This is a genomic window from Microcoleus sp. PH2017_35_SFW_U_B (genome assembly GCF_020737865.1).
GTDB lineage: Bacteria > Cyanobacteriota > Cyanobacteriia > Cyanobacteriales > Microcoleaceae > Microcoleus.
This window is the reverse complement of record NZ_JAEQDE010000027.1, coordinates 1-24592: the sequence shown is the minus strand read 5'-3', so window position 1 is coordinate 24592 and position 24592 is coordinate 1. Positions and strand designations below refer to the sequence as shown.

The window sequence follows — 24592 nt, the reverse complement described above, 5'->3', positions numbered from 1 at the left end:
GTCTCTGAATGGGTTTGACGTTAAGTTGACACTAATGGGCATTGCCGTGTCCCTACGGGGATTGAGCGATAGGCGGGTGTACTTCATAAATGTGGAATTTGCTGTATCAAGCAAAACTTGAAGAACCCAAATCTGGGGGAACATCCTGCCATCTTCCTTGTCCTACTGCTTGAATTGCTTCTTTTAGCATGATATCGCCGGTATAAATTGCTCTACCAACGATCGCACTTTTGACACCAATTGGTTCCAAAGCCAACAAACTTAACAAATCTGCGATCGAACTGACGCCGCCGGAAGCAATCACCGGAATCGAGATGGCGCTAGCAATTTCCCGCAAAGATTCCAAATTCGGCCCTTCCATGGTGCCGTCGCGGTGAATGTCGGTGTAAATAATTTCAGCCGCCCCTAATTCTGCCATTTTTTGCGCCAATTCTGTCGCTAAAACTTCGGAAGTTTCCAGCCAGCCTCTAGTCGCAACTTTACCGTTTCTGGCATCGATTCCGACGAGAATTTGACCTGGAAATTCGGCACACAATTCACCGACTAATTGCGGTTGTTCGACGGCGACAGTGCCGAGAATGGCGCGCTGAACGCCTAATTTGAGAATTGCCGCGACAGAAGGGCGATCGCGCATTCCGCCTCCTAATTGACAGGGAACGTCTACTGCGCGGACGATCGCCTCAATAGCTGCTAAGTTTACAGGATGACCTGCTTTTGCCCCATCGAGGTCTACCAAATGCAGCATTGTGGCGCCTTCATTTACCCACTGTCTGGCGACTTCGACGGGATTTTCGTTAAAAGTTTGGGACTTGGCGTAGTCTCCCTGATAGAGTCTGACGCATTTTCCGTCCAAAAGGTCGATCGCTGGAATTACATTCATAATATTTGGGAATTGGGGAATTGGGGAATTGGGAATTGGGAATTGGGAATTGGGAATTGGGAATTGGGAATTGGTAATTGACTGCTGTCAACTGTCAACTGTCAACTGTCAACTGTTTAAATACCTTCACAACCGCTATTTAAATGAAACATAATCGATGACGATAGAGTTGACCACAAAGGAGTATCAATCTCAGCTTCTCGCAAAGCTTCAGCCGTCCAGTCATTGCAAGTTCTCAAAATAGAGTAACTGCCTTTTGCTTCATAAAAACTGTCAGTGTTGTAGTAGCCGTAGCTGATTTTTATTTTATTACCTGCTGCGTCTAATTGGAATGTATTTTTAAGGAAATTTACCAGCCTCCGATAATTTTTCCCACTAATTTTAACACATTTGGTTTCTATATCTTGAGGAAAAACTCGATAACCTTGAACGTGGAGGGTAGACGGAGTAGGGAGAAATAGAGCATTGAAAGCTATAACTGGGTTGATGGTTGCTGAGGTGGGACTTTCCAGCATAAAAGCTCGATCTCCCCAGCCAAAAGACAAATATTTATAATCATAATTTGCCTCTCGTCCTATTTGTGTAATTGGTAAATATTGATTCCAGTCAAAGTATTGATTTTTAACTGGAACGATGATTTCGGTGTGGATGCCTTGGTTAGAAACTTGTACGCTAACTGTGCAATTTTTTTGCGAGGATTGTTCCCACTTTCGGGGAGTCAGGTAGCCGATTGCAGCAAGGATAGCAATCAGACATAAATTAAGAATACAAATGCGGTAAATTAATTTAGTGTTAAACATTATATCTATTTTCAAGGTTCGTAGTGAGGACTTTAGTCCTTAATAATCTTAAGAAGAAGGACTGAAGTCCTCACTACGAACGAAGAAGAAGAAGGACTGAAGTCCTCACTACGAACGAAGAAGAAGAAGGACTGAAGTCCTCACTACGAACTGTTTTAAACAGGCGGGCGTTGCATCTTTGTGGGAAAGAATTCTTGCAGGGCAGAATTTCGCTGTTCGGGAGTTTCGCTGGCCCAATTTGACAAGCTTTCATAGAAAAAGAAGGAAACTCCTGCAAAATTCCTGTTTCGGACTGCTTGCACTTGCTCTTGAATTTGTGACAGCGGAATAGAACTGTTTTTCAAACCTGTTAAAATACCGATCGCAGTTGGAATGTGCTTTTTGGCGAGTTTGACTTCTTCCCGTTCCAGTTCGGCATTAAAACGCTTGATATCATTGCGATACACCTGTATTATAAGTTCTTCGATGTAACCGCGTCTTTCCCAGCTAAACCAGTCCTGCAAGTGGGCGGGTAAAGCAAAGTGCAACGGATTGGGAGATAAACTAATAATACATTTTTGTTTGCGGGATTTGATGGCGCGGGAAATTCGCCCCATGAAGTCGTTGATTTTGTCGGCGCGCCAGCGGATCCAGAAGGTTTCGCGGGCGTCATTGGAGGGAGGACTTTTGATTTGTTTTTCATACATTAACACTGTTTGCGGCTCGTAGCCAAACTCTACGGGCAAACCGAAATGGTCGTCAAATTGAATGCCATCTAGATCGTAATTATCGACGATTTCTAAGATTAAATCTAAGATAAATTTCTGAACTTCCGGATGAAAAGGATTCAGCCAAACTCGATCGTGCGTGCCTTCTTTCCAAATAGTTGAACCGTCGCGTCGCGTCGCCAGCCAGTCAGGGTGAAGTCTGGCTAATTCCGATTCGGCGGGAGCCATGAAACCAAACTCAAACCACGGGATTACTGCTATACTTTTTTTGTGGGATTGTGCTATAATTTCTTTGAGAATGTCTCGGTCTTGCAATCCTGGTGATGGGTCGATCGACTTTCCGAATACTCGTTTGGCTACAGCGCTGGGATAAAGCGTATAGCCTCCTTGCCAAACCGTAGGATAAATGGTGTTAAAGTTGAGTTTGTCCAGTCGATTTACAGCGTCAATGATGTTGCTGGGGGAGAAAATAACGTCGCTGTCAATATTAGTCAGCCAGATGCCGCGCAATTCGGTGGTTGGGGTTTTGGGTGCAGTTTGAGCTTCCATTCGGGGGGAGAAAATTGCGGCGGAGGTAAGGGCGATCGCAAAAACAACTATTAAAGCCAGTATCCGCCGCCATTTGTGCAGTTTAATCATCAATTTTTCGCAAACACCACAATCTAATATCATACTGTAACGTTCGCACTGCAAACCTGACTTTCTTGAACCCGCGGAGGCGGGTTTTGTCTGTATAGTCGCGGTTTCAACCGCCGAGTCTTTCTTCAACCCGCCTCCTCGGGTTTTGTCTGTCTAGTCGCGGTTTCAACCGCCGAGTGGCAATTTCATCACTTGGCGGTAGTGCGATTCAATCTCGCCCACCATCGGCGATTGGCGCTTGCTACTCCACTCGCTGCGATCGAATAATTGCCGCCTCAAACCATCAACATCAATGGTTTTAACCTTACCTTCAGCGACAATTTGTTTGCCGTTTACCCAAACGCTATCTACCGTATTTGTCGGGCGTCCCAAAATTAGCAAACCAATCGGATCGGTGCGCGGTAACAATGATAAACTGGTTAAATCGTACAGCACTAAATCGGCTTTTTTGCCGACAGTTAGCGAACCAATTTCATCGCCGAGATTCAAGCCTTTTGCTCCCCCCAGCGATGCCATTTCTACAGACTGGCGCGGTGTAATCCAGTGGCGGTAATCCAAATCCGTAATATTGTGCAGAATTGAACCCATTTTAATCGCTTCCAGCAAATCTTGAGAGTCGTTGCTAGCGGCGCCGTCGCAGCCAAAAGATACGTTTACTCCAGCTTGGCGGTATTTCAAAATCGGTGCAATCCCGCTTCCTAAGCGCAGGTTGCTGAGGGGATTGTGTACAACAGTCGATTGAGTTTCTGCCATAATTGCAATGTCGGCATCGTCCAGCCACACGCAGTGCGCTAAGGAAGTGCGCGGACTTAAATAACCGATTTGTTGCAAATGTTCGACAGCGCTACAGCCGTATTTTTCGCGAGCTAACTGTTTTTGAGCGGGCGTTTCTAAGAGGTGGGCGTGCAGGCAAAGATTGTAGCGATCGCCCAAATCGATGCAGCCTTCAAACAAAGCATCAGAACACAGTTGAATTCCCGTCGGTGCCAGCAATATATTAACACCTTTTTCTGGATAGTGAAACTGTTTGATAGCTGCTTCCATGAGTTCCAAAGTTGCATTTGTCGAGCGAATGTAAGCCGCGTGCTCGATGCCACTCTCGCCCGCAGGCATTCCCGCTGTCAGGGATTCATCTTGAATTAACGGCCCGATAAAAGCGCGGATGCCGATTTCTTGATAAGCGCGAACTGCCGCAGCAATTGTCTCTAATTCTTGCCCCGGAATCAAAACTAAATGATCGACTACACTTGTACCGCCCGAGAGCAATGTTTCTACCGCAGTTCCCAAGGCACTCAAGTAAACTTGTTCCGGATCGAGAGGCGTGAAATCGTACAGTTCGCCAATCCACAACTCCAGCGGTAAAGGCGGAATAATCCCGCGCTGCCACATTTCAGAAGAGTGCGTGTGCGCGTTGACAAAACCGGGCAGCAGCAGCTTATTTTTGCCATCGATTGCTGTTTCTGTAGGAGCTAAATTTTGGGCGATCGCACTTATGCAATTATCGGCCACTTGCACGTCTGCGGTTTCATAACCACTCTCAACCGGAATCAAAGCATTTTGGATTGTAAAACTCATATATTTACCCTTTCTGGTGAATTCACATCTCTTTCTATTTTAGGACTAGATCATCTTCTTTTATCTCGTTCTCAGCCTTTTAAATATCGTTTAATCTCGTTCCCAGGCTATGGCTGGTAATGCATATAAGCGAGAAAGAGCCTCGCCTGTGGTTTACTGGAGGTAGAGCCTCCTGCAAGGAATTTCCAGGCTATGGCTGGGAACGATAAAATAGCCTGGAAACTAGAAACTTTTTGCCTAAATTTGGTTAATTTCAATAAAGCATCAAGTAGATCGAAACAGTTACGTTTGATACTGAGACTTAATCTTAGCAAAGATTTAAGATATCGCAAGTTAGCAACAATCAAAGAGTTATAAAATTGAAGTGGTTTTTCAGTCGCAATCTAATATGAATCCAGATAGCCTCCGCACCTTGGGCGTTGCGCCAAATGCTTGGAAAGTTGATGCTAAAATTGCCGACATCACCCGATCGCCGATCGCGCCTCAACCTGTTACCCTAGAAACAGAAACGAAAACCCTGCGATTGGACTTAGCAAAAGCAGCGATGCTAGTGATAGATATGCAAAACGATTTCTGTCACCCCGACGGTTGGCTATCACACATCGGCGTCGATGTAACCCCTGCGCGCACTCCAATTAATCCTTTGCAAAATTTGCTGCCAAAATTGCGATCGCACGCAGTACCCATTATTTGGATAAACTGGGGAAACCGCCCCGATTTGCTCAATATTAGCGCAGCTTCGCGCCACGTTTACAATCCCACGGGCGAGGGCGTAGGTTTGGGAGATCCGCTACCCAAAAACGGCGCATCTGTTTTGATGGCGGGGAGTTGGGCGGCCGCGGTTGTTGATGAATTAGAACAGAAACCAGAGGATATTTGCATTGATAAATATCGCATGAGTGCCTTTTGGGATACTCCTTTAGATAGTATCCTACGGAACCTGGGAAGAACTACACTTTTTTTTGGCGGAGTCAACGCCGATCAATGTGTCATGGCTACCCTACAAGATGCTTGTTTTCTAAACTACGACTGCATTTTAGTCAAAGATTGTACAGCTACCACATCTCCAGAGTATTGCTGGCAGGCTACTCTTTATAACGTTAAACAATGTTTTGGGTTTTTGTCTGATTCTCAGGCTATGTTAGAAGCAATTAAATAACTAGGGAATTAGTCATTAGTCATTAGTCATTAGTCATTAGTCATTAGTCATTAGTCATTAGTTATTGGTTATTGGTCATTGGTCATTGGTCATTAGTCATTGGTCATTAGCAATAAACTGGGGAGGTTGAGCCACGGACTAATGACTCTGAATGCTCACTAATGACAGCAGAAACATAGGGTGCATCTCATTTTGGCAAGGGCGAAGCATTTCGGCACATAATTTATGAGTGAGAATCAGAGATTTACTGCCGAAATGCTTCGCCCCTACGAGTATATTTGCATTCATTGAGATGCACCCGAAACATATAGCAACTGTCCGAGACGGTTAGGAAGTTCTTAATTGCTAAAATCCTGGGTTCTGCTTCCCTCTTCCCTCTTCCCTCTTCCTTCTTCCTTCAGCTATAACAACTCACAACTAAGAATAAAAAAATGACAAACCAGTGCATGATTCCGGTGATGAAATCGCCTCAAGACTACCAAGCATTTCGCATCAGCCCGGGGGATACTAATAGATTAGCCATAGTTTTCGATCCGGCAACCGCGAATGCCTCATTAACTGTTTGCATCGAGATTTTCGATCCGGGCGGAAAAACTCCTCCCAACCGCCATCAATTTGCGGTAGAAATGTTTTTTGTACTCAAAGGAAGAGGGCAAGCGACTTGCGACGGCAAAACAGTTAGTATTAAACCGGGTGATAGTTTGTTAGTGCCTCCAACTGGCACTCACGTCATTGAAAATACGGGCAGCGAACGTCTTTACACTTTGTGCATTATGGTGCCAAACGAGGATTTTGTGGAACTAATTCGCAGCGGTACACCAGTCGAACTCGATGAGGAAGATATGAGGGTTCTCGGGCGATCGGATGTACTCGTGCCGTGCTAGGTTTGTAGTGAGGACTTCAGTCCGCAAAATAAACAGCTAAACGCGCTAAGTTAGATCGTTCGGACTTCAGTATACCTCTTGCAAAAATAGCTAGGAACGGGCAAGATGCCAGTTTCTGAATTCAATGCGCCTGAGTTTGAGTGCCGCTTGTTTTCCAGCTTATGACGTGAATCCGGGAACTTGTGCACCTCCGGGTGCAGCGCGGTTAATTGATGCTAAAATTATGACGCTGACAGTAAGTTGTGGCGGGAGTTGTCCTTCTCAGATTTTACTGCCAATTGGCGATCGCACTTAAAATCCATCAAACTATGAGCGTTATCTTTCACATCACCCGCAGCCAACAGTGGGAAGAAGCAAAACAAGTGCAATCCTATCGCGGAGATACGTTAGATACAGAAGGATTTATCCACTGTTCGACTCTGCCGCAAGTTTTGAAATCTGCCAATAAATTTTTTGTAGGACAAACAGGATTGCTGCTGCTGTGGATTGACTCGGAAAAAATAGAATCTGAACTTAAGTATGAATTTGCCGCCGGTGAGGATTACCCGCACATTTACGGGCCGCTAAATGTGGATGCTGTGTTGCAAGTTTTTGAGTTTGAACCCGGTGCCGATGGCAAGTTTGAATTGCCGGCAGAGTTAACAGCAACTATCAACGAACAAGCTTAGTATCCTGTGAAGATACTTCAACAAACATCACTTATTAGTCAAGGTGTTTGATGATATTACTTTGGTGGTTATCGAGCACATGAATGAAGAGATAGCATCTAAGGATCGCGAATTAAATAATTTACACATATTTGTGGGATGGGCGTCCCGCCCGTCCTTTCGTGACGGGCGGGACGCCCATCCCACAAGAACAATAAAAATTGTAAGTTATTTAATTCTCATTCCTAAGTATTGCCGATAAATCTTCTAATCTGCAAATTATTAAGCTATTAAAACAGCATGGTGCTAAAATTTGACCGAGGATATTTTTTCAATATGATGCTATTCAAATTATTGCCGATCGCCCTGCTATTATTAAGCTCTGCCATCAGTGGCGGTGCACTAGCACAATCGGCGAAACCCAGCAGACAGATCGGGCCGGCGATTGATTGCGATCGCGACGGACAACAGGACGACATCCGCATGGATGATGATGGTGATGGTATACCCGATCGCTGTTTGCTAAATCAAATTAAGCCTGTCATGAATCGGGAAAATTACGATCTAGAATTGAAACAACTTCAGGCTCAACCCTGTCAAAAAGCCACAAAAACCGTCAAAAATATTAGCTACATCATGTGTTCTACCAATGGCGGTAAAACCATTGTCAGTGCATCGGAAGCCCTGGTGGAAGTGGGAGATGGAGTGGGATTTTGGCTAAAAGGCGATCGGGTAAGGGCGATCGTCTTTTTTGGTACGGGTGAAGTTGTTTTCTTCAACCGTGGAGTGTTGGAAGCACAGATGTCAGATAAAGAAGTGACAACTGTTTTTACTGCTGATGAACGGCAGCAGTTTGAGAGGCTAGAAAAGAACGGAGTGCAGAGGATTTTGCAAGTATTTGGGAAGTAGATCGGGTTTTTAACAGGGAGAGAGTTTTATGTTTGATGAGGTTGATTTACTTGTTTCTTCCTTTTGCCAGATGACAACCCTTAACTCATCAAACGACAATTTATAATATTTCGAGTCATAGTATATGCCGCAATACTTCGGAAAACTCCAAACTACCGAACAGCCTTGGTCAATTATTGGCTCTATACAATCGATCGACAAAACCGATCACACAATTCACTTCAACTGTACCAACTCCTCTCTCAAAATCAGCATCCTCGCGCCGAATTTAATTCGAGTGCGAATGTCCCCGACAGGTGAATTTAAAGATAGATCGCACTCCGTAACTCTCCCCGACGAAGAATGGCAAATTGTACCTTTTGAAGTGCGAGAAACAGCGGAAAAAATCGAAATTGAAACAGCACAAATAACAATTTCTGTCAAGCGCGATCGCCCTGCCATCGAATGCTTTGACAAATCAGGAAAACCCTTTGCTAGCGACTGCGATCGCCCGATGGGATGGCGCACAGGTGCAACCGCCGCCTGGAAGCGCATCGAAACAGACGAACACTTCTACGGTTTCGGCCAACGCACCGGCTTCCTCGACAAACTCTCCGAAGTCAAGACAAACTGGACGATAGACTCCCTCGACTACAATTCGCAGACAGATGAAATGTACCAGGCGATCGCATTTTACATCGCCCTGAATCCCGATCGCGCTTACGGCATCTTTTTCAACACCACATTTTGGAGTCAATTCGACATCGGCGCGGAAACACCAGGGGTTTTGCGGATGGAAACCAGAGACACGGAACTCGACTACTACATCATTTACGGCCCGGAACCCGCCCAAATTCTCGCCACCTACACGCAGTTGACCGGCCGGATGCCGATTCCGCCAAAATGGGCGCTGGGATACCACCAGTGCCGCTGGAGCTACGAATCCGAGGACGTTGTGCGGGAGTTGGCGCGGGAATTTCGCGATCGCAGCATTCCCTGCGATGTCATCCACCTCGACATTGACTATATGCGCGGCTACCGGGTTTTTACTTGGAGCCCAAAGCGTTTCCCCGATCCGGCGAAACTGATCGCAGACTTAAAAGCAGTCGGTTTCAAAGTTGTCACAATTGTCGATCCCGGTGTCAAGTACGAACCGGAAGCAGATTATGAAATATTCGATCGCGGTGTGGAAAACGACTATTTCGTCCGCACCGCCGACGGAAAGCTTTTCCACGGTTACGTTTGGCCCGACAAAGCCGTGTTTCCCGACTTCATGCGCCCCGACGTGCGCCAGTGGTGGGGCGAATTGCACAAAAGCCTGACAGATATGGGCGTTGCGGGGATTTGGAACGACATGAACGAACCTGCGATCGCCGATCGACCTTTTGGCGATGGTGGCGAACACATTTGGTTTCCGCTGGATGCACCGCAGGGCCCGGAATTCGATCGCACAACTCACGCCGAAACCCACAATTTGTACGGGTTGATGATGGCGAAAGCTTGTGCGGAAGGGTTGCAAAAAGTCCGAGGGGGCGATCGATCTTTTGTGCTAACGCGATCGGGATTTGCGGGGGTGCAGCGCTACTCCTCCGTGTGGATGGGCGACAATCAATCGCAGTGGGAACACTTAGAAATGTCGCTACCAATGCTTTGCAACATGGGGCTTTCCGGCGTCGCCTTTGTCGGTTGCGACATCGGCGGCTTTGCGGGGAATGCAACCGCTGAATTGTTCGCGCGGTGGATGCAGGTGGGGATGCTGTATCCGTTGATGCGCGGTCATTCGGCGATGACGACAGCGCAACATGAACCGTGGGTTTTTGGCGATCGCACCGAGCAGATTTGCCGCGAATACATCAATTTACGCTATCAGTTATTGCCGTACATTTACACGCTTTTTTGGGAAGCTGCGATCGCGGGAACACCGATTTTGCGACCGCTACTTTATCACTTTCCGCGCGATCGTACAACTTATCACCTTTACGATCAAGTATTGCTCGGCCCATCGCTGATGGCTGCACCCGTTTACCGACAGGGAGTTGAGCATCGCGCCGTGTATTTGCCGGAGGGGACTTGGTACGATTGGTGGACGGGCGAATGCTATCAGGGCCCGACGCACATTTTGGCTGATGCACCTGTGGAGAGAATGCCGTTGTACGCGCGCGGTGGGGGGATAATTGCGTTAGCGAAGCCCTCGAAGAGGATCGCCCCTGTGAGACAATTTGTTGAGGAAAGGGCGATCGATTCTTTGAAAATGCGAATTTGGCCCGGAACTGGTGAATGGACGCTTTATGAGGACGACGGACACACTTTTGAGTACGAAAAAGGTGTCTGGGCTACGACTAATTATCAGGTGTATTTTGAAGGGGAAAAAGTAATAGTGGAAATTGCGGCGCGGGAGGGGGAATTTGCGATTTCGGAGCGCGAAATTACTGTCGAAGTTGTGGGGATTGGGGAACAGCAATTTACAGATGATGGCACGGTGCGGCGTTTGATATTTTAACTAATACGAGTGGGAAGTCCCGCACTCTATCCGTTTACAGGATGAGTGACGGGATGAAAACGAGCAGCAAAGAAATTGAGCGATAGCGAATCCATGATAGGATCGAACTAACCGGAGATGACAAGAGTAGCCGTGGTGGGCGAACTTTCCGTTGTATAAAGGCTAGACACCACCTATCAGTTTCTGACTGGTAGCCCCAATATCCCGCTAAGCCATAAAAGAGCTGATGGATGGGTGAAAAAATCAACAATTCTACTTCTTGGGACACAGGGAGTCTGCCGGAAAAGATAAGTAATTATCTTGCTAGTAAGTACCACATAAAATAAAGGTGAGTAAAACCTACGGAGGGAGGATAAGACCAGCTTAGAGATGGCTCGCGTCGAGGCTCTCCCGTTGAAAGAGGAAGCCTGCACTCTATTTGTTTACAAAATGAGTGCCGGGTATGTCACGCAAGGTTCTCAACCATATCCGCAGGGACACAGCACTGCTGTGTCCTCCTGTCTCAACCATATCCGTAGGGACACAGCACTGCTGTATCCTCGTATTGCGATCGAGTTGGCCTGTCCTGGCAATCTTATTATACTAAAAAGACTTTTGCTATAATAAGATTCCGCGACCGCCGTCTTATTTCACTGGAATAACATAAGATAACAAGACCTCAACCTTTGTCCCTCCGTCACCCAATGATGCGATCTGGTCGATACGTCCAACAAACTGAAGGATACAGCGCCTTCATTCCAGCGCCCCTCCCTCCCGAACCGCCCATTAAAATGGACGCAGAGCTTCATCGCTTGCTCTCCAATGCCGATCGGGCTTTAGGAAGACTAGACGGTGCTACCTCTATTTTGCCCAACCCTGACCTATTCGTAGCGATGTACGTCCGTCAGGAAGCCGTTCTTAGTTCGCAAATTGAAGGAACGCAAAGCACCCTAGAGGACGTACTTCAATATGAAATTGATGTCAAAGGTCAAGAACGCTTTAAAGATGTGCAAGAGGTTGTTAACTACGTTAACGCCATGAACTACGGTTTAAAGCGGCTTCAAGAATTTCCACTTTGTCTGCGCTTGCTGCGAGAAATTCATACAGAATTACTCAAAGACGTGCGAGGAAGCGATCGCACACCGGGAGAATTTCGGAAAAGTCAAAATTGGATTGGCCCTCAAGGTTGTAACCTGGGTACTGCGGCCTATGTACCTCCAACAGTTGCAGAAATGCACCAATCTCTCGACAACCTAGAGAGATTTTTGCACGATACCAATTCTTTACCTGTACTGATTCATTGCGGATTAGCTCACGCTCAATTTGAAACAATACACCCATTTTTAGATGGAAATGGACGGATTGGACGATTGCTAATTACTTTTCTGCTTTGTCAGCAAGGAATCCTACAAAAGCCTTTACTATACCTCAGTCATTATCTAAAGTTTCACAGAATAGAGTATTACGATCGCCTGATGGCAATTCGCACTCATGGAGATTGGGAAGGATGGTTAAAGTTTTTTCTTCAAGGTATTTTTGAAGTCAGCCAGTCAGCAACAACTACAGCCCGTTCTATTCTGGAAATGCGCGAAAATCACCGCGAAATTATCGGTCAGCAAATTTCCAGTAGCAGTTATGGTTTGCGCTTGCTAGATATACTTTTCCAGCACCCAATCGTGAATATTCGTTTAGTAGAAAACGAATTGCAATGTAGTTACGCAACAGCTAGGAAAATAGTCGATAAATTTGTAGAAATTGCTTTGCTTGATGAAGTCACAGGTTGGCAACGCAACAGACTTTATCGTTACAAACCCTATCTGGATCTTTTTGAAAGCAGCTACTCACTAATCAATCCTGACAATTCTGATTCTCACTAAAACGCTAGTAAAAATTAACTCTATGATTAAGTATTTCTTGATTAGGTTAAAATAATGATTATCTCCCATATAGTTCTGCAAAATTGGCGCAATTTTCAGTCAGTGAATGTTGAGTTGCGCGATCGCGTTTTTTTGGTAGGCCCGAATGCTTGCGGTAAGTCAAACTTTCTCGATTCATTGCGCTTTTTGCGGGATCTGGCCAAAGCAGGAGGCGGATTGCAGAAAGCCGTGAGCGATCGAGGCGGCGTATCAAAAATTCGCAGTCTTTATGCACGTCGATATCCAAATGTAGAAATAGGAATTCAGCTTTCAGAATCTAATGATGAACAGCCCTTGTGGACGTATGCGCTGGGAATTAAACAGAGAAAAGGTGGAAAAAATGAGCCGATAGTTGCCTATGAACGAGTTTGGAAAGGCGATCAACAAATTGTTGATCGCCCTACTCAAGACGATAACAACGATGAGCTACGTCTTACCCAGACTTATTTAGAGCAAATTAATGCCAATGCAGAATTTAGAGAAATTCCTAAATTTTTAGAGTCAATTTTATATTTACATTTAATTCCTCAGTTAGTTCGCCATCCCGAAGCTTTTGCTACTCCTGGACTTTCCGAAGATCCTTTTGGGAGAACTTTTTTAGAACGAGTTGCTAAAACTCCCGAAAAAACCCGAAGATCGCGATTAAAAAAAATTGAAGATGCTTTAAAGCTGGCTGTCCCACAATTGAAAAACCTCACAGATACCAAAGATGTGATGGGAGTTCCCCATTTGGAAGCTGTTTACGAACATTGGCGGCCCGGAGCAGGAAAACAACGGGAAGACCAATTTTCTGACGGAACGTTACGGTTAATTGGTTTACTTTGGTCACTGCTAGAATCCGATTCATTATTGTTACTAGAAGAACCCGAACTTTCCTTAAATTCGGCTATTGTTAGCAATCTACCCTCTCTGATTTATCGCCTTCAGCGTCCGAGAAAGCGACAGGTTATTCTTAGTACCCATAGTGCTGATTTGCTCTCAGACAAAGGCATTGGCGGCGAAGAGGTGCTGCTAATGACACCGACTCCTGAAGGAACTCAGGTAAAACTTGCTTCCAGTAACGAACAAATAACAATGCTATTAGAAGGAGGTTTAAGTATAGCTGATGCTGCACTTCCTCTCACAGCACCGCCTGCGATCGAACAACTCAGTTTATTCAAATGACGGATATTCCCATCAATCTAGTGTTTGAGGATGTACTCAGTGAAGCAGTTCTTAAAGAAATGCTGAAACAGTCTCAACGTCCATTTTTAGTTGGATCTTGCTCGAATAAGAAAGGAGCTGGCGACATTAAAAAGAACCTTCCTGCATACAATAATGCGGCTAAGCGAATGCCTTACTTAGTCTTAACTGATTTGGATAATGCAGACTGCCCGCTAGTAATTCTGTCGGAGTGGTTAACTCAACCAAAACATCCTAATCTGCTGTTTCGGATTGCGATTAAAGAAGTAGAAGCGTGGTTACTAGCACATCGATCGGCATTTGCCGAATTTTTGGGTATTTCAGTAGACTTGATTCCTGGCGACGTGGATAAAATTCCCGATCCCAAGCAGCTTTTAATCAATCTGGCTAAAAAATCAAGGAAGCGAAATCTGCGGGATGCGATCGTCCCCGATCGTAATAGTACCGCAAAAATTGGTAAAGACTATAACGGTCAACTCATCCAGTTTGTCAATCAAAGTTGGCAGGTTGCATCAGCACAGACTAATTCCCCCAGTTTACAACGAGCTATGAATGCACTCATAAGTTTTCAACCAACCTGGGAAACGTGAGGAGAAAAAAAGAGAAATTATGCGCTCGCCAACGACAATTAATCAACTCATCATCTATAATATAACGGGAGGGGATGAGTAGACCCGACACCTACCCACAAACTATGCAACCCATCCAAATCACCACATTCCAAGCTTTGCGGCGCAGCCTAAGCCTGATAATCAAAGCCGCACCGATCGAACTCCGCAATTTAATCATACTCAACATCATCCGCGGTGCAGCCCCATCTGGCGTGCTTGTTTTAGATAAACTAATCATTGATGAAGTATCTCGGTTGCTGTTGCGAAGCCAAACAGCACAGCCCTTAGCTTTGATCCTTTCCCACCCAATCTTGCTGTGGAGTATTGTCGGAGTCTTAACTCTCAAGTTAGTCAGCGATTCAATCGAAACCATGAGTTCTTTTGCAGCAACATCTTTGCGCGATCGCGTGCAAGGTGGAGTTGAAGGACAAGTTCTCGAAAAAGTCGCCAATTTCGACGATATCGCCCTGTTTGAAAACCCCGAACTATTAAATATCTTAGAACTTGCCAAAACCGGAGTTAAACAAGTACAGCAACTAGCATTCACCATCAGCATGACAATCACGGGAATTTGTATCTTCATTCCCTCGATCGGCCTGGCTGCATCAATAGCTTGGTGGGTTCCTGTGGTGATGGTGGTGTCATCACTTCCCTCAATTCACATTGAAAGAAAATATCTCAAACTTATCTGGAGAGTTCAAAAAAAGCAAGCTAAAATCACTCGCGAGATGAACTTATCCGCTACGGTATTGACAGGGGAAGAATATGCTAAAGAATTGCGTTTGTTTGGGTTGCAGGAACTTTGGCTCAAACGCTGGAATGGTCAGTATTTGCAGTTTTTTAGCGAGATGCAGCAAGTGCGAAAAAAAGGAGCGATTGTTGTACTTTTGTGGTCGATATTTAGTAGAATAGGTGTAGCCTTGCCATTTGTTTATGTGGTCATGGGAGCTTTGGGAGGGCGCTACACTTTGGGAGATTTGGCGCTGTATTCTGGTTTGATTGTCCAAGTAGAGACGAGTTTGCAATTACTGATTGGTAATTACACTAATTTGTACGATATTTCCCTCGGCGTCAGTCCGATTTTTCAACTTTTGGATCTCAAACCCGAGTTGCAGTCTCCGCTGCTGAATGTGGCATCTCGCTTGCCTAGTTTAGAAGATTACGGGCAAGATGCCCGTGCCACAAATCAAGTATCAGATCACGGGCAAGATGCCCGTGCCACAAAAGATAAAATTGGTATCGAGATTAAGGATTTATCTTTTTGCTATCCCGGTAGCACTAAAAGCACGATCGCAAATATCGACTTAACCATTAATCCGGGTGAAATGCTAGTGCTTGTCGGGGAAAATGGCGCGGGTAAGACGACTCTTGGCAAACTCCTCGGTCGCCTGTACGACCCGACAAGTGGTACGATCGCCTGGAATGGCAAAGATTTGCGATCGTACCCTCTAGCATACGTGCGATCGCGCATCGCCGTTGTCATGCAAGATTACGCCCGTTTCCCCTCCACAGTGCGCGAAAACGTCGGTTTTGGCGACTTGCTTTCACTGTCGGATGACACCGCAATTAACGAAGCTATTTCCGAAGCAGGAATTAGCGCAAAAGTCAATAGTCTTTCCGCAGGTTTAGAGACACCGTTGGGGAAACAATTAGAAGACGGCATAGACTTATCGGGGGGACAGTGGCAAAGAATTGCGATCGCCCGCGCCCTCATGCGGCTTGATACAGCCGAAGTCCTAATTTTTGACGAACCAACCGCCGCCCTCGACCCCAAGACAGAACACGAAATTTACAGCATCTTCCGCCAAATCGCCGCCGGGAAAACCACGATTGTCATCAGCCACAGGTTGGGATTGGCCAAAATTGCCGATCGCATCGCGGTGATGGAAAACGGTAAAATAGTCGAAATAGGAACTCACGACGAATTGATAGAATTCGGTGAAATATACCATTCAATGTTCACCCGTCAAGCTAGCAGTTATATTTAGATATTGGTTATTGGTTGCTTGTTATTAGTTATTGGTTATTTTGTATATCAAATCGGGTGACATCCGAATTATGTAGTGCTGTCCCCGCTCGCTATTGGGGTAGCGAGCGGGGACAGCACTGACTATTCCGATGCAACCAGAAACGATATTATTGTTATTTTTTGCCTGCTACGAATAACCAATAACCAATAACCAATAACTAATCACCAACTGTCAACTGCCAACTGCCAACTGCCAACTGCCAACTGACTATCTCCCAGTCAGCGTATCCGCATAAGGATCGGGCAAAGCTTGCTGCACCTCCAACACCGACAAAGAATCTCCACTTACAGGTTGGCTAATTGACTTTTTTTTTAGCCCATCCCCCCGCATATCGCGCTCTTGCAACTTCACCAATTCCTCCTGATAAACAGCAACAATTCGCCCCAAACTGATCACCAAATCATCCCAATTCTCATCTCCCACCAACTTCTCAGAAATCCCCTCAAACAACTCTCCAGCCTGCCGTTTTTGCACGTAAGCCTTCAACAGCTTTCCCGACTTTTGCAAAACCGCCTGATAAATCTCTCCATCCGACCACCACAGCCCCTGTTGACTCAGCAGCCAAGTCAAAATATACTCCCGAGCGTGTTGCTCCTTCACCCAGGCTGCCAGATACTGCAAATCTTCCATAATTACAACAGTCTCCTAAATTTTCCTCAAAATGTCCGCTTATCTGTATCTATCGTTACTGCGATCGAATTAATATCCGTCTCATTATCCCTCACCGCTCTCTTTAATATCGCTAATATCGCTTAAATCTTAAAAAAACCCTAGTGATTCACCAAACATCAATTTTTTGAATATAAAAATACACTTAAACTGACATCTTGCATCATGCTCGCTTAACAGGCTTTCCGGCCTGTTCCACAAAGAGTAAATTCCCTCTCAGGTCTAAAGACTCTGAGTTTCCCACTTACCGAGTATTTTTATGGCAAAGCAAAATTTTGGTTTAATCGGTCTAGCAGTTATGGGCGAAAACCTAGCCCTCAACGTCGAAAGCAGAGGCTTCTCCGTAGCGGTATACAACCGCACAGCAGCCAAAACCGACGAATTCATGGCAAAACGGGCCCAGGGCAAAAACATTGTAGCCACCAAGACTCTGGCGGAATTCGTCGAAGCTCTAGAACGTCCTCGAAGAATCTTAGTCATGGTACAAGCTGGCAAAGCCGTAGATGCGGTAATTGACCAGCTCAAACCCATGCTAGACCCCAATGACATGATTATTGACGGCGGCAACTCCCTCTACGATGACACCGAACGTCGCACCAAAGATTTAGAAGCTGCCGGACTGGGATTTGTCGGCATGGGCATTAGCGGCGGCGAAGAAGGCGCACTGAATGGCGCTAGCATGATGCCCGGTGGCACGCTGGCAGCCTACAAGGAATTAGAGCCAATTCTCGTCAAAATAGCGGCTCAAGTAGATGACGGCCCCTGCGTCACATTCATCGGCCCTGGCGGTGCCGGTCACTATGTGAAAATGGTGCACAACGGTATTGAGTACGGGGATATGCAGCTCATTGCTGAAGCCTACGATTTGCTAAAAAACGTCGGTGGACTCAGCGGCCAGGAGTTGCAGGAAGTTTTTGCCGAATGGAATACAACTGACGAACTCAACTCGTTTTTGATTGAAATTACGGCTAATATTTTCAAATACATTGACCCGGAAACTAAGCAACCCTTAGTTGAGGTAATTATGGATGCTGCCGGTCAAAAAGGTACTGGTCGCTGGACTGTAATGAGTGCTTTGGAATTGGGCGTGAGCATTCCCACAATTATCGCTGCTGTGAATGCCAGAATCATGTCTTCTTACAAAGCAGAGCGCGTCAAAGCTTCGGAACAACTGACGGGGCCTACCACCAAGTACGAAGGCGATCCTAAAGAGTTTGTGAACAAAGTTCGGGATGCTCTTTACTGCTCGAAAATTTGCTCCTACGCCCAAGGTATGGCGCTGTTGAGCGCGGCCTCAAAGTCGTATAATTATGACTTGAGTTTGAGCGAAATTTCCCGCATTTGGAAGGGCGGCTGTATCATTCGGGCTGGATTTTTGGACAAGATTAAAAAAGCTTTCAAGGACGATCCCGCACTGCCGAATTTGCTGTTAGCGCCAGAGTTTAAACAGAGCATTCTCGATCGCCAATCAGCTTGGCGCGAAGTGTTATCTACGGCTAGCCTGCTGGGTATCGCTGTACCGGCCTTCAGCGCGTCCCTGGACTATTTCGACAGCTATCGGCGCGATCGACTCCCGCAAAACCTGACGCAAGCTCAGCGCGATTATTTCGGGGCTCACACCTACGAGCGCACTGACAAGCCGCGTGGCGAGTTCTTCCACTCTGAGTGGACTCAGGCTGCGAAAGAGTCGCTGCAAACTGGTACTGCTGATTAATTAGTTTTTGTAGGGTGCGTTTCGGCGCACCTTACTAATTAATCTGGGGTTGCAAATTGTTTTGACGTTTGTTTTTGAGATAGCTTTTAATATATTCGTCGTTAAAGAGCGATCGGGCGATCGTGAGTGCTTTTTGTCTTTCTGCGTCTGTCATGTAATCATCGCCTTTTAAACCTGATGGCGGGTGTCGGGGATCGTCGCCTGCATCCAGGAATCGCTGACGGACGTTAGCGAAGCCCTCGAAGAGGATCGCCATTAATTCTCCCAATCTCCGGTCTTGTTCTCGAATGATATCATGCGATTTCGTCATAGTCTTCAACCTCGTCTATACGAACAACTCGCCACTTTGTATTATAAACTATAGATATCTCTTTAAAGTAAGTGTAATTTTATGAAACCTTTTCTAGTAAGAGCCGCTGCCATTATCGGTGATATTGCAGCATTGGTATTTGATACAATTAAAGAAGAAGAATCAAAAAAACTTTTATCAGACAGCGGTATTCTCGAAGTGGATGCAATGACTGGCAAAGAGTTTGAAAAATTTCTAGCTGTCCATTTTAGAAACTGTGGTTATAGCGTCACTTTAACTCAAGACAGTCAAGATTATGGAGCAGATTTGATTTTGTACAAAGACGGATCGAAAACAGTAGTTCAAGCAAAAAGAAGCAAAAATCCAGTTGGGATTAAAGCAGTTCAAGAAGTAGCAGGAGCCGTCAGACATTACAACGGAAATAAAGGCAGAGTCATCACCAACAACAGATTTACAGAAAATGCTTGCAAACTTGCCAAATCTAACGACGTAGAGTTATGGGATAGAAAAAAACTCATCGAATTCATCCTGACAGCTAAGAATTATCAATAAATCATGATAGAAATTTCCAACACAGTATTTATTGCCGATCGCGAAATTGAGATTAGCGCCATTCGCTCCCAAGGCGCGGGCGGACAAAATGTAAATAAGGTGGCGAGTGCTATTCACCTGCGCTTTGATATCCCAGCTTCTTCATTACCCGATCGCTACAAAGAGCGTTTATTGCAACTCAACGATGGGCGAATCACCTCCGAAGGTGTGATTATCATCAAAGCACAGGAGCACCGCAGCCAGGAACAAAACCGCGAGGAGGCTTTGAGGCGGCTGCAAGAATTGATCAAAAGTGCGATCGTCATCCCGAAAAGGCGCAAACCCAGCAAAGCGACTCGTAGTTCCCAGCGCAAGCGTCTTGACAGCAAAACCAAGCGGGGGCAGATTAAGGCTCTGAGAGGGAAAATTACCGATTGAGGGATCAAAGGGCTCCCAGGTACGTAGTTGCGCTTCAGCGCTCTTTTTGGGATATCGGAAAGAGCGCTGAAGCGCAACTACGTACCTAAGAATTAACCCCTGCGCGTTATTTGTCCGATCGCCCTCGCGATCTACTGGATAAGTCATCGGGAATTTTAGTTACGTCTAATCCTAAAAGCTCAAACATAGTTTTTAGAGAAACTTGGTATAGGTTAGCCAGTGCAGCCACGTTTTCAACAGTTGGCATAGACTTTCCTGATTCCCAGTCAGCTTGCATCCGCTCAGAAACGCCGATATGTTGTTTGACTTGAGGGCGGGTTAGCCCAGCTTGTTCTCTGAGAAGCCTTAATGGAGACTTTTCCTTTTCTTGCGAATTTTCTTCCCTAATACATGAAGCTTGTTTCACTGATTCTGGCTTCTTGACCTCCGTCGAAAGATGAAGTACACTTAATGCTTGTAGGTCATCGGGAATTTTGGCTACGTCTAATCCCATACATCTAGCAAGTGTTTTTAGAGGTACGCCTAGCTCCCGCGCCAGAGCAATGACGCGATCGAAGCGAGGAATGGCTTCTCCTCGTTCCCAATCACCAATAATGCGAATTCCTACCCCCATTCGACGACTAAGTTCGGGTTGGGTCAAATTTGCACTTTCTCTCAGGTTTTTCAAGGTTATCGTTTCTCGGTCTTCAGCTTCCATTAACTATAGCAATTAATTGCTAGCAAAATAGTGCTTGACAAAGTTGGTATCTGGCACTAAACTGCTAGTAGATAGGCAAAACAAAGGCGGCCTGGCAAGCCTCCTTCGATCAAAATGCAGGTTTGAATAACCGCCTCACTTGTAGTGTCTATCAATTATGCACCTGCATAACCCTTAGTATTTTTGGGGCTTGAGTGCATACCTCAAGCTCCTTTCCCTGAACTCCGAGGAGGTGATGCGATGTCAATCGTCGATCGACCTACAACACAGCCCAACTCAAAATTGTACCAAAGATTCCGACCATGACTTCCCTGTGCTTGTTAGTTGTCCGATCGTGAGGGCGATTTTACCAAAGGGATATCGTCAGGAATGTTGGAGATATCGATGCGTAGCAATCTAGCGACGGTTTTGGGCGAAAGCTTTAACTCCCTGCATAGGGCGAAAAAATTATCCGCCCGTGGCATTTTCCGACAATTAACCCAGGAATTCACTGTATTTAGAGAAACTCCTAGGTTTCGGGCTAGTTGTTCCTGCGTAGCTTCAGCCAATTGGATAGCTTCTTGAATAGTTTCTGGTTTGAGATAGTCTATATCTTGATTCATTTAAACTAAAGTTATACAACTTTAGTTGACAAATTAGAATTATCCAACTAAAGTTGTAAGTGACGGACATGGCAGAAGGTGGTCGGCGAGCCTTCAAGTTCAAAACGTGCAGGTTTTAATAACCGCCTTGCTTGTGCTGTCTATCAATTGTGCTGGCATACAAGAGCCTATTTTTGGGGTTTGAGTGCATACTTTAAGCCCCTTTCTCTGAACTCCGAGGAGGTGGTGCCATGTAAAAGGTCGATCGACCTTACAACACAGCCCAACTCAAAATTGTACCAAAAATCCCGACCAAAACTTCGCTCTGTTGGTTAGCTGTCCCTCGGCGGCACGTAATCATCAACAAGTCCTGACACATCTAGCCCGATCGAGTGACAGAACTGTTTCAAGCTAATATTTAGGGCTGTACAAATGGCTATTGCAGTATCAACTCTGGGTTTTTGTTTTCTTTTTTCTATGGAATACAAAGTATCTTCAGAAACTTTCCCCGTCAGTTGCAGGCTAAGCTCACGGCGACTAAAGCCCCTGTATTCTCTAATTTCCGCAAGGCTCATTTCGTATAAATCCCGTACTTCTTGATTCATTATGCAGAATGTTTCGTAGTTTACCCTTGACAAAGACAGGAAGCCTGACTAAACTACGAATAAAGGCATAGCAAGCAGCCGGCAAGCCTGAAAGCACAACCCAACTCAAAATTGTATCTGTTGGTTTAATTTAATTGCTAATTCGGCCCAAAGCTCTCTGGAAGTTCATCTATTTTTTCTATTTTTAGTTCTCGGCAAATAGCTTTCAACTGAAAGAGAGAAAATTTTGGTTCTGTGGCTCCAGATATCCATCTATGATATGTGGCCCGCGGAATCCCGCATCTAAAAGCAAACTCATCTTGTGATAAGTCTGTTTTGTTGATTCTTAGGGCTTCCAATGGTGAATTGCCCTCCTGTCTTCGTTCTTTTCTTGATGACATTGTAACATAAAATCTCAAATTGAGATGTCATACTTGACAAAATTAAATCGACATCTCATAATGAGACAAAAGCGACATAACACAAGTCGGTCGGTCAGGCCGAACAGTCCAAACGTCCAAGTTTGAATAGCCGCCTTGAGGTGATGCGATGTAAAAGGTCGATCGACCTTACAACACAGCCCAACTCAAAATTGTACCAAAAATCCAGATCGTGACTTCGCTGTACTTGTTAGTTCTCGTTGGGTGAGGGCTCACGATTTGGTAAGTCATCGGGAATTTTGGTTACGTCTAACCCTAAAACCTCAAACATAGTCTTGAGAGAAACTTGGTACAGGTTAGCCATAGCAAGTATATTCTCAGCATTAGGCAGAGCCTTGCCTAATTCCCAGTCAGCTTGTCTTCGCTCGGAAATTCCGATTTTTTCTTTGACTTGAGGGCGTGTTAGTCCAGCTTGTTCTCTGAGTAGCCTCAATGGAGACTTCTCCTTTTCTTGTAAATCTTCTTCTATCATAGGACAAAATATTCATGATGCAAACGTCTTGACAAAGGCTGTAATAAGACGTAAACTTCATGTTGGCAGGCACAACAAGGGCAGCTCACTGAGCCTCCAAAGTCAAAATGCAGGTTTGAAGAACCGCCTTATTTGTAGTGTCTATCAATTATGCACCTGCATACCCTTAGTATTTTTGGGGCTTGAGTGCATACCTCAAGCTCGTTTCCCTGAACCTCTCCAGGAGGTAATGCCGTGTAAAAGGTCGATCGACCTACAGCACAGCCCAGCTCAAAATTGTACCAAAAATCCCGACCAAAAATTCCACTTTGCGATCGCCCAACTTCCGTGCTATCGTTCCCTTTCTCGACCCCTTCCCGATCATGACCACATCTACCGACAACTTCTACCTAGGCGATATCGCCTCCAACTTTCACTTCGCAGGCCCGCTGCTAGACTTTGAAGAAGAAATCCAGAATCAATCGCCCTTTCACGATTTAGAGTATCTGACAGGCGAAATAAAAAGAGGATTCCTCGACTACGTGCGACAAGGGATCATGCTGGACGCGATCCGAAAACTGCGCTTGTACAAAGACAAGTTCAAAACTTTCAAAATTTACTGCGAACAAGCCTTAGGCAGACAGTATTTTTATTGCACGCAAATTATCAAATCTGCGGCAATTTGCCTGCGCTTAATAAAAGCCGGATTTGAGATTTTGCCTAGCTGCGTCGCTCAAGTTGTCCCCTTGTTCAAACACGCAGTCACAGATCAATACGGCGACTGTGCTTTACAGGAAAAGTGGCAAGAAGTTGTGGATGTCATCCCCAAAGAAAGGATTACAGCAATAACGATAGCCGAAACAGTTGACAACAATCCCAACCTCAGGTTAAAACAAATTCGGATTAAAACCGACACCTACGCCCTGTTGACCAAAAAAGCAGCCGCTGCGGGAATGTCAATTTCGGAATTTTTGGGGCGGCTGGTTGACGAATACAACCCCAGAATTGTAGAGCAGCCGGCGGAACACACTCCCGAACAAGAGGAGATTTTAGACCAATTGGACGCGGAGTTTAAGAAGCCCGCAGCGGAACAGATTTCAAATTCTGCTCCAGCCAAAGTTAAATCTAAAGGTTTTGGAGTAAAAAATGAGCCAAAAGGTGGTAAAAGGGAGGTGAAGGCGAAAAGTTCGGAAGGTAAAGTAAAAGCGAAAAGCTCTCCAAGTGAAAATAAGCTGAAAAATAAGCAAACAGAAATTCCAGTCGAGAAACTATCCAATTTATTTCAGGAACAAAATAATGAAGTCATCTGCCCAAAACCCAATCATGCGTCAACTGAAGCTGATGGAGGCTCAATTGACCCAGATTCAGTGCCAACTGATTAAAGCCACTGTGTTGAATTGGTGGCAAATCGTTTTGCCTGACGGACAGAAGATTGCGATCGAGCACGCGGGCGGCGGACACTGGATTTTTCGGGCTAACGGCCTTGAAAAATCGCATCCTGAAGTGCGGCTAGCGGTGTTAAGGGCGATCGCCGAAGGCTGTCGCCGATAAGCTACGATTAAGGACACGGCGTTGTGTCGTGTCCCTACTGGGTGATGGGAGTTGTCATGATTTGCGGATGTTGGGGCGATACCTTCGGTCTCCTTCGCTTACGCGATTAGTATCGAGATTGGTTAAAAGTGCTATCCACCAATCACCGGACATAACAGGACAACCAGTACCTAAAGGTGAAGAGATAGCCAGCCTCAGTTACAACTACGTTTTGAGGGTGATGACACCT

At 45.6% G+C, this 24592-nt stretch carries 26 protein-coding genes; 15 read left to right on the top strand and 11 right to left on the bottom strand.

The window, feature by feature from the left end; genetic code table 11:
• Positions 1-106: 106 nt before the first annotated feature.
• From hisA to JGK36_RS05850, 4 genes are all read right to left on the bottom strand, one after another.
• Positions 107-880: a 1-(5-phosphoribosyl)-5-[(5-phosphoribosylamino)methylideneamino]imidazole-4-carboxamide isomerase gene (gene hisA / locus JGK36_RS05865; RefSeq protein WP_293176908.1), complete on the bottom strand. Its 774-nt coding sequence runs from the start codon at positions 878-880 to the stop codon at positions 107-109.
• A 116-nt stretch (positions 881-996) separates the two neighbouring features.
• Positions 997-1680, bottom strand: coding sequence for a TIGR02117 family protein (locus JGK36_RS05860; RefSeq protein ID WP_293176906.1), 684 nt, complete (start codon positions 1678-1680; stop codon positions 997-999).
• 155 nt (positions 1681-1835) lie between these two features.
• Positions 1836-3026 carry a glycoside hydrolase family 10 protein gene (locus JGK36_RS05855; protein ID WP_293196522.1) on the bottom strand — a complete coding sequence of 397 codons (1191 nt, stop codon included), beginning with the start codon at positions 3024-3026 and terminating at the stop codon, positions 1836-1838.
• 165 nt (positions 3027-3191) lie between these two features.
• Positions 3192-4601 (bottom strand): amidohydrolase, encoded by a 1410-nt coding sequence (locus tag JGK36_RS05850; RefSeq protein ID WP_293176902.1) that lies wholly within the window; start codon positions 4599-4601, stop codon positions 3192-3194.
• A 388-nt stretch (positions 4602-4989) separates the two neighbouring features.
• Here JGK36_RS05850 and JGK36_RS05845 point away from each other — a divergent pair, with 388 nt between their 5' ends.
• The 10 genes from JGK36_RS05845 to JGK36_RS05800 all read left to right on the top strand — a co-directional run bounded on the left by JGK36_RS05845 (position 4990) and on the right by JGK36_RS05800 (position 16355).
• A complete protein-coding gene (locus JGK36_RS05845; protein WP_293176900.1) occupies positions 4990-5760 on the top strand; it encodes a cysteine hydrolase family protein in 771 nt (256 codons plus the stop codon).
• A gap of 431 nt (positions 5761-6191) precedes the next feature.
• Entirely contained in the window at positions 6192-6644 is a 453-nt protein-coding gene (locus JGK36_RS05840; protein ID WP_293146325.1) for a cupin domain-containing protein, read from the top strand.
• Positions 6645-6780: 136 nt separating this feature from the next.
• Positions 6781-6939, top strand: a complete 159-nt coding sequence (locus tag JGK36_RS05835) for a hypothetical protein (RefSeq protein ID WP_367119364.1) — start codon at positions 6781-6783, stop codon at positions 6937-6939.
• 13 nt (positions 6940-6952) lie between these two features.
• Positions 6953-7312: a DUF952 domain-containing protein gene (locus JGK36_RS05830; RefSeq protein WP_293176898.1), complete on the top strand. Its 360-nt coding sequence runs from the start codon at positions 6953-6955 to the stop codon at positions 7310-7312.
• A 315-nt stretch (positions 7313-7627) separates the two neighbouring features.
• Positions 7628-8200, top strand: coding sequence for a hypothetical protein (locus JGK36_RS05825; protein ID WP_293196521.1), 573 nt, complete (start codon positions 7628-7630; stop codon positions 8198-8200).
• Between the two features lie 124 nt (positions 8201-8324).
• A complete protein-coding gene (locus JGK36_RS05820) occupies positions 8325-10679 on the top strand; it encodes a glycoside hydrolase family 31 protein (protein ID WP_293196520.1) in 2355 nt (784 codons plus the stop codon).
• Positions 10680-11362: 683 nt separating this feature from the next.
• Complete coding sequence (locus tag JGK36_RS05815; RefSeq protein ID WP_293176892.1) at positions 11363-12535, top strand: Fic family protein; 1173 nt, start codon at positions 11363-11365, stop codon at positions 12533-12535.
• Between the two features lie 54 nt (positions 12536-12589).
• Positions 12590-13738, top strand: a complete 1149-nt coding sequence (locus JGK36_RS05810; RefSeq protein WP_293176890.1) for an AAA family ATPase — start codon at positions 12590-12592, stop codon at positions 13736-13738.
• Positions 13735-14346, top strand: coding sequence for a hypothetical protein (locus tag JGK36_RS05805; protein WP_293196519.1), 612 nt, complete (start codon positions 13735-13737; stop codon positions 14344-14346). Before JGK36_RS05810 ends, JGK36_RS05805 begins: the two co-directional genes overlap by 4 nt.
• 74 nt (positions 14347-14420) lie before the next feature.
• Positions 14421-16355 (top strand): ABC transporter ATP-binding protein, encoded by a 1935-nt coding sequence (locus tag JGK36_RS05800; RefSeq protein ID WP_293196518.1) that lies wholly within the window; start codon positions 14421-14423, stop codon positions 16353-16355.
• Positions 16356-16604: 249 nt separating this feature from the next.
• Here the strand turns inward: JGK36_RS05800 and JGK36_RS05795 are convergent, their stop codons facing one another.
• The gene (locus tag JGK36_RS05795; RefSeq protein WP_293176884.1) at positions 16605-17027 is read right to left on the bottom strand and encodes a hypothetical protein; all 423 of its coding nucleotides are present in this window, start codon (positions 17025-17027) and stop codon (positions 16605-16607) included.
• Positions 17028-17325: 298 nt separating this feature from the next.
• Here JGK36_RS05795 and gnd point away from each other — a divergent pair, with 298 nt between their 5' ends.
• Positions 17326-18780, top strand: a complete 1455-nt coding sequence (gene gnd, locus JGK36_RS05790) for a decarboxylating NADP(+)-dependent phosphogluconate dehydrogenase (protein WP_293176882.1) — start codon at positions 17326-17328, stop codon at positions 18778-18780.
• Between the two features lie 34 nt (positions 18781-18814).
• Here gnd and JGK36_RS05785 read toward each other — a convergent pair whose 3' ends face one another.
• Entirely contained in the window at positions 18815-19090 is a 276-nt protein-coding gene (locus tag JGK36_RS05785; RefSeq protein ID WP_293192083.1) for a hypothetical protein, read from the bottom strand.
• An 81-nt stretch (positions 19091-19171) separates the two neighbouring features.
• On the opposite strand from JGK36_RS05785, the gene JGK36_RS05780 reads away from it, so the two are divergent.
• Together JGK36_RS05780 and arfB are read left to right on the top strand one after the other, a co-directional pair.
• Entirely contained in the window at positions 19172-19642 is a 471-nt protein-coding gene (locus JGK36_RS05780; protein WP_293176878.1) for a restriction endonuclease, read from the top strand.
• A gap of 3 nt (positions 19643-19645) precedes the next feature.
• The gene (gene arfB / locus JGK36_RS05775) at positions 19646-20059 is read left to right on the top strand and encodes an alternative ribosome rescue aminoacyl-tRNA hydrolase ArfB (protein WP_293176876.1); all 414 of its coding nucleotides are present in this window, start codon (positions 19646-19648) and stop codon (positions 20057-20059) included.
• 106 nt (positions 20060-20165) lie between these two features.
• Here arfB and JGK36_RS05770 read toward each other — a convergent pair whose 3' ends face one another.
• From JGK36_RS05770 to JGK36_RS05750, 5 genes are all read right to left on the bottom strand, one after another.
• Complete coding sequence (locus JGK36_RS05770) at positions 20166-20756, bottom strand: helix-turn-helix transcriptional regulator (protein ID WP_293176874.1); 591 nt, start codon at positions 20754-20756, stop codon at positions 20166-20168.
• A 320-nt stretch (positions 20757-21076) separates the two neighbouring features.
• Positions 21077-21358 carry a helix-turn-helix transcriptional regulator gene (locus tag JGK36_RS05765; RefSeq protein ID WP_293176872.1) on the bottom strand — a complete coding sequence of 94 codons (282 nt, stop codon included), beginning with the start codon at positions 21356-21358 and terminating at the stop codon, positions 21077-21079.
• A 311-nt stretch (positions 21359-21669) separates the two neighbouring features.
• Entirely contained in the window at positions 21670-21942 is a 273-nt protein-coding gene (locus JGK36_RS05760) for a helix-turn-helix transcriptional regulator (RefSeq protein ID WP_293176870.1), read from the bottom strand.
• 137 nt (positions 21943-22079) lie between these two features.
• Positions 22080-22322: a helix-turn-helix domain-containing protein gene (locus JGK36_RS05755; RefSeq protein WP_293176868.1), complete on the bottom strand. Its 243-nt coding sequence runs from the start codon at positions 22320-22322 to the stop codon at positions 22080-22082.
• A gap of 229 nt (positions 22323-22551) precedes the next feature.
• The gene (locus tag JGK36_RS05750; protein ID WP_293176866.1) at positions 22552-22833 is read right to left on the bottom strand and encodes a helix-turn-helix transcriptional regulator; all 282 of its coding nucleotides are present in this window, start codon (positions 22831-22833) and stop codon (positions 22552-22554) included.
• Between the two features lie 362 nt (positions 22834-23195).
• Between JGK36_RS05750 and JGK36_RS05745 the strand changes: the two genes are divergently transcribed.
• Positions 23196-24194, top strand: coding sequence for a hypothetical protein (locus JGK36_RS05745; protein ID WP_293176864.1), 999 nt, complete (start codon positions 23196-23198; stop codon positions 24192-24194).
• Positions 24166-24363: a hypothetical protein gene (locus JGK36_RS05740; RefSeq protein WP_293176862.1), complete on the top strand. Its 198-nt coding sequence runs from the start codon at positions 24166-24168 to the stop codon at positions 24361-24363. The genes JGK36_RS05745 and JGK36_RS05740 overlap by 29 nt, the downstream gene beginning before the upstream one ends.
• Positions 24364-24592 lie beyond the last annotated feature (229 nt).